4 protein-coding genes are annotated in these 6,558 nt (G+C 42.5%); 3 read left to right on the top strand and 1 reads right to left on the bottom strand.

All coding sequences use genetic code 11. The features are described 5' to 3' along the window. Window positions 1-15: 15 nt before the first annotated feature. Window positions 16-1,488 (bottom strand): NAD(P)/FAD-dependent oxidoreductase, encoded by a 1,473-nt coding sequence (locus G5T77_RS04725; RefSeq protein WP_166135066.1) that lies wholly within the window; start codon window positions 1,486-1,488, stop codon window positions 16-18. A 144-nt stretch (window positions 1,489-1,632) separates the two neighbouring features. Here G5T77_RS04725 and G5T77_RS04720 point away from each other — a divergent pair, with 144 nt between their 5' ends. The 3 genes from G5T77_RS04720 to G5T77_RS04710 all read left to right on the top strand — a co-directional run bounded on the left by G5T77_RS04720 (window position 1,633) and on the right by G5T77_RS04710 (window position 6,404). Next, window positions 1,633-2,640: an AraC family transcriptional regulator gene (locus G5T77_RS04720; RefSeq protein WP_166135051.1), complete on the top strand. Its 1,008-nt coding sequence runs from the start codon at window positions 1,633-1,635 to the stop codon at window positions 2,638-2,640. A gap of 83 nt (window positions 2,641-2,723) precedes the next feature. Next, window positions 2,724-3,875, top strand: coding sequence for a cell division protein ZapE (zapE, locus tag G5T77_RS04715; RefSeq protein ID WP_166135048.1), 1,152 nt, complete (start codon window positions 2,724-2,726; stop codon window positions 3,873-3,875). Between the two features lie 363 nt (window positions 3,876-4,238). Next, entirely contained in the window at window positions 4,239-6,404 is a 2,166-nt protein-coding gene (locus G5T77_RS04710) for a malate synthase G (RefSeq protein WP_034702314.1), read from the top strand. Window positions 6,405-6,558 lie beyond the last annotated feature (154 nt).

Below are 6,558 nucleotides of genomic sequence, written 5' to 3'. Positions count from 1 at the left end.
AAGTGTCAACAGACCCTAATCTGCCGCATTAAGGGTTTTGATTTTGAGCCAGTATTTCCAGGTATAAGTGGGCCACAAGGCAAAATTTTTCCCACCTTCCTGTTGATACCAGCTGACACAGCCAGATTGCCAGACCGTATTGTCCAGCATATGTTGGACATCCTGGTTGAATTTTTCCTGTACCTGATCTTTGACCACAATTGCATCACTATGTGATTGATCCACTAGGGCGATCATTTGCAGGATATAACTTACTTGCGCTTCAATCATGAAAAGGACTGAATTATGTGCCAGCACAGTATTTGGCCCTAATAACTGGAACAGGTTCGGAAAACCTTTCACACAGATTCCATAATAGCTTTCGGCACCATCTTTCCAGACATCATTTAAGTGAATGCCATTCAGGCCAGTGCAGTCAAAATTTTTCAGATAAATTCTTGGATCAGTAATAAATCCGGTACCGTAGATCAGGCAGTCAATCGGACGTTCTTTACCATCTACTGTAATAATACTGTTTTCAGTCACTTCACAAATGCCTTCAGTAACCAGTTCCACATTTTTACGGTTAAAGGTAGGGAAATATTGATTAGACACCAGAATCCGTTTACAGCCCATGATGTAGCCTGGAGTTAACTTCTTGGCAGTTTCCTTGTCCTTGACCTGATAGCGAATATAAGCTTCAGCCAGTTTCTGAGCATATTTCATGACAGTTGGTTTAACGATAGGCACCACGCGTGATTCATTGGACCAGTACAGGCGAATCCGGTGTAACTTGCGGAACCATTCATATTTGGAAAATAGCTTTTTTTCCAGGTCATGATATAGGCGCTCATCCCGTGGAATAACCCAAGCCGCAGTACGTTGCAAGACATAGAGCTGTTTGCATTCGGGTGCAATTTCAGGGATATATTGAATTGCACTGCCACCAGTCCCAATCGATGCAACATTTTTTCCCTTGAGATCATAATGATGATCCCAGTGAGAAGAGTGAAAGATTTTACCCTTAAATTTTTCAATGCCCGTAATATGAGGAATTTGAGGAACATGTAAAGGACCAGAGGCAAATACTACAAACTGGGCTTCCAGAATGCTTTGATCCTGCAGATGGATCTGCCATAAGCATCGGTCTTGCTGGTAATGAACCCCAAGTACTTCGGTATTCAGCCGAGCAAAAGCCCGAAGATTATAATGACTGACTAAATCCTGAATATAGCTAAAAATTTCCGGTGCTTCGGCATAGCGTTTTGACCAGTCAGTTTTGGGAGCAAAGGAAAGGGAATACATATGTGATTGCACATCACAGGCTGCTCCCGGATACTGATTATCGCGCCAGGTTCCACCAAAATCGCTATCTTTTTCTAAAATAATAAAATTATGGATGCCTTGCTGCTGTAAACGTATTGCCATCGCTATCCCGCCAAAACCGGCACCGATAATGGCCACTTTGGTATAAGGATGGGTGTGGGTAGGGCTTGTATTGTCCAGTATCTTCGCATTCCTTGCTTATTTTAATAATGGATAATTATCTTGATTTATTAACTGGCTATTAGATATAAAATTGATCTAAACGGCAATAGCCGACGGTTTATTTTTATAGTACAACTAGAGCTATCACATTGTATTTGTATGGTTATGAAACGTTCTGTTCTCAGTCTGATGTATCTGATCCAGGGCATGCGCAAGGCTGGCATAGAGGTCGATCAAAAACTGCAAAATATCGGCTTGCGTGTTGATGCGCTTGATCCGACTTCAATTATTCACCCAAGCGTGGAATATGATGTGCTCAAGGTGGTGGGTCAGGATATCCAGCCAGAACAGGGTTTATTGATCGGCCAGCATTATGCTTTGGCAGGTTATGGGCCTTTGCTGATGTTGCTGGTGACCAGTCCAACCGTACGTGATGCGATGCATCAGGTGATTCGTTTTCAGCAATTGACGCATCTTACCGGTCAGTTGGGAGTGGAGCAAAGTGAGTACCGCAGTGCGCTTTGCTATTATCCCAAGAAAACGGAAGATCATCTGGGAATGCTGGTCGCGCAAGCTGAGATTTCAGGTACTTTCAAGTTCATTCGCGATATTTACAAGATGATGGGTTTGTCCAAGCCTGACTTGCAGATTGAACTGCCTTTCGCCGCACCGGAACAACCTGCTACCCAGAAAATCTATCATGATTATTATGGAACACAGGTACAGTTTGGTGCTGCAAGAGCTGCATTCTGGTTTGATGAGGCCATTTTGGATATCCGAATTCCTTCAGCAGATGCGGAGACCTTTGCAGTCTATGAAGCAAAGTGTCTGACTGAACTGGAACGTCTGGCGGAAGATGCTGATGTCCCGACTGTGGTACAGCGAGTACAGGATTATCTGGAGCTGCAAACCGGTTTGATGCCAAGTATGGCTGAAACGGCTCAGGCTCTGAATATTCCAGAACGTACTTTACGCCATCAATTACAGCAGTTCGATACCAGTTATAAACAGATTCGCGAAGAGATTATTAAAGATAAAGCTTTGCGACTCATTGAATATAAACAGTATTCGATTGAAATGATTGCAGAGTTGTTGGGTTATTCCGAACCGGCTGCTTTTAACCATGCCTTTAAGCGTTGGTTTGGGCAAAGTCCTCGGCAATATATAAAATAGCCTAAGTTAGTTAATGCCAAAGTGTTATAGTGTGCGTTCTAAACTCCGCTATAATTAAACAGATCCTGAATAGTACGAAACCTATGTCCGATTTTAATTCACAGCACAGCACCGCTTTTAGTCCGATCTCTCCTGCAGAACGTTATGCACAGGCTTTGTCTTCAGGACAGTTTATGCCTGATGATGCACAGGCCATGGCAGTACATGAGCTGAATCGTACCTGGCTGGAATTAATTCAGCGCTTCAAAGCGTCTAAAAAAGCCTTTCGCCGTTTTCGTCGTCAGACTTCGCCAAAAGGCGTATATATGTGGGGCGGAGTAGGTCGTGGCAAGACCTGGCTCATGGATCAGTTTTATGAATCGATTCCATTTCGCCGTAAAACCCGTATGCACTTTCACCATTTCATGCAACATGTGCATCGTGAATTAAACAAGCTTTCGGGTCAGCGCAATCCTCTGGATCTGGTAGCGGATCAGATTTATAAAGATGCTGTGGTGATCTGTTTTGATGAATTCTTTGTATCTAACGTGACAGATGCCATGATCCTGAGTGATCTGTTCCAGAAGCTGTTTGAGCGTGGCATTACGCTGGTGGCAACTTCGAACATTGCACCAGATGGTTTATATAAAAATGGGATTCACCGTGACCGTTTTCTGCCAACCATTGAAATGGTCAAGAAAAACTGTGTCATTCTGAATGTAGATGCCGGTGTGGATTACCGTTTACGTGTCTTAAAGCAGGCGCAATTATTCAAATATCCACTAACGCATGATAATAAAAATTGGTTGGCACATCGCTATACCGCACTGACTCAAACCCAAACCTCTTCTCAAGAGCCAATCATCATCAATAACCGCATTGTGGAAACTGTGGCCCATACTGAAGATGTCTTGTGGTGTGAGTTCTCTGAACTATGTCTAAAACCGCGTAGTCCAGCTGACTTCATTGAAATTGCGAATATTTACAATACGGTATTAGTCAGCAATGTGCCGCATTTAACCGATTTCCTGAATGATGCCACACGCCGTTTCATTTATCTGGTCGATGAATTTTATGACCGTGGAGTCAAATTACTATTGACCTCAGAAGATAATATCGTTGATCTTTATAAAGGTGAGCGACTGGCTTTCGAAATTGAACGGACTCGTTCACGCTTATTGGAAATGCAGTCAGATGAATACCTGCATTCTGAACATCGCCAGATCGAGAAAATAGCTTCAAGTGAGCCTGAATAAATACAACAAGCGCTGGTCATGACCGGCGCTTTTTTATGCATTCCATTGCGTCAAAGATCGACAAGCTCAGCCAAACATGGCTTAATCTTGATCTAAATATGACCTTGTATAAAAAGAACGGACAACTTTTATTCAAAAATCTGAACTTAAGTCTAATTTCTACATTTCAAAAACTTTATACACTGTCATGAGGGTATTTAGCAGGATGATATTGCATCGTGTGTGACATCATTTAATAAGAATATGAGGGTATTCTTATTAGAAAAATGCTCATTATTTTGCGGTGTGATAGTACTATTCAGCTAGATTTTAATCGGTATACTAGAATCTCTTGTATAAAAAGTAGCAATATCAGGAAAGACAATGACTGCACGTATTCAAAAAGGCAAGTTAGCGATTGCTAAAGAACTTTACGATTTTATCGAAAATGAAGCACTACCAGGTTCTGGTTTGGACAGCGAAACATACTGGAAGAACTTTGAACAAGTCGTTGTTGATCTTAGCCCTAAAAACAAAGCACTTTTGGCTAAGCGTGATGATATTCAAGCTAAAATTGATGAATGGCATCGCAATAACACATTTGAATTACAAGCTTACAAAGCTTTCTTGACTGAAATTGGCTACTTATTACCAGAAGTAGAAGATTTCCAGATCAGCACTGAAAATGTAGACGAAGAGATTGCACTATTGGCTGGCCCACAGCTGGTAGTTCCAGTACGTAATGCACGTTACTGCCTGAACGCAGCGAATGCACGCTGGGGTTCTTTATACGACGCTTTATACGGCTTCGACGTGATCTCTGAAGAAGATGGTGCTGAAAAAGGTAAAGGCTATAACCCGAAACGTGGTGAGAAAGTTATCGCATTCGCGAAAAACTTCTTAAATGAAACATTCCCGCTGGCACAAGGTTCACATGCTGATGCAACCAAATATGCAGTTGAAGGTAATGCACTGGTTGTAACGCTGAAAGACGGCTCTACCACAACTGTTGCGGATAGCTCTAAATTCGTTGGTTACAATGGCGAAGCTTCTGCACCGACTGAAATTGTATTGAAAAATAACGGCCTGCATGCGATCATCCAGATTGATGCAAACAGCCCAATTGGCCAAACAGATGCTGCAGGCGTAAAAGACGTTGTGCTTGAAGCAGCTGTAACGACGATTCAGGACTTGGAAGACTCTGTTGCAGCAGTTGATGCTGAAGAAAAAGTAGAAGGCTACCGTAACTGGTTAGGCTTGATGAAAGGTACGCTTGAAGAGTCTATCGAGAAAAATGGCAAGACCATTACCCGTAAACTAAATGCTGACCGTACTTTCAAAAATGTTGAAGGCGGTGAGACCAAGGTTCATGGCCGTTCATTGATGCTGCTTCGTAACGTGGGTCACTTGATGACAAACCCGGCGATCCTTGTAGATGGCGAAGAAATTTATGAAGGCATTATGGATGCATTGGTAACTCCATTGCTTTCTGTGGCTGATATCCGTGGTGAGAACACGATCAAGAACTCACGTACCGGTTCTATGTACATCGTTAAGCCAAAAATGCACGGTCCGGAAGAAGTTGCATTTGCGGTTGAACTGTTTGAACGTGCTGAACAGGCGCTTGGTTTACCTGCGAAAACGCTGAAAATTGGTATCATGGATGAAGAGCGTCGTACTTCGGTTAACCTGAAAAACTGTATTGCTCAGGCAAAAGACCGTACCATCTTCATTAACACCGGTTTCATGGATCGTACAGGTGATGAAATCCATACCTTCATGGAAGCAGGTCCGTTCGTGCGTAAAGGCGAAATCAAAGGCCAAAAATGGTTCCCAGCTTACGAAAACCGTAACGTCATGGTAGGTCTACAAACAGGTCTACGTGGTAAAGCACAGATTGGTAAAGGCATGTGGCCAAAACCAGACATGCTGTTAGACATGTACAAAACCAAGACTGAACATCCTGAAGCAGGTGCAAGCTGTGCATGGGTTCCATCTCCAACAGGTGCAGTGATTCACGCGATTCACTACCACCAAATTAACGTGGCAAACCGTCAGCAAGAATTGCTTGCAACTGAAGCGTTGCCTTTAGATGATTTGTTGACTCCACCTCTTGCAACTGATACCAATTGGTCTGAAGAAGAGAAACTAAAAGAACTGGAAAATAACTGTCAAGGTATCTTGGGTTATGTCGTTCGTTGGGTTGATCTGGGTGTAGGTTGTTCTAAAGTTCCAGACATCAATGATGTGGGCTTGATGGAAGACCGTGCAACTTTACGTATTTCTTCTCAGCATGTTGCCAACTGGTTACGTCATGGAATTGTAACGCGTGAACAGGTTGAAGAAGTAATGCAACGCATGGCGAAAATTGTGGATGAGCAAAATGCGAATGATCCACTGTACAAGCCAATGGCTGCTGATTTTGACAATAGTATTGCATTCCAGGCTGCTTCTGATCTGATCTTCAAAGGTGGTGAACAGCCATCAGGCTATACAGAGCCGCTTCTACATGCAGCTCGTTTAAAACTTAAAGGTTATACAGGTGACTAATCCTGTAACTTGAAAAAAAGCCTCTTCGGAGGCTTTTTTATTGCTCTTAAAAAAGATCTAAGGATAAAAATGTTCTTTTGGAAGGTAAACTAACTGACTGAACACCTAAAACAGAACAATGTCACAGAAGAAAATTTTAATAATAATTATCTGT

This window comes from Acinetobacter sp. GFQ9D191M (assembly GCF_011174875.1).
Taxonomy (GTDB): domain Bacteria; phylum Pseudomonadota; class Gammaproteobacteria; order Pseudomonadales; family Moraxellaceae; genus Acinetobacter.
Note: the sequence above shows the minus strand (reverse complement) of the source record. Positions and strands in the feature narration are given on the sequence as shown.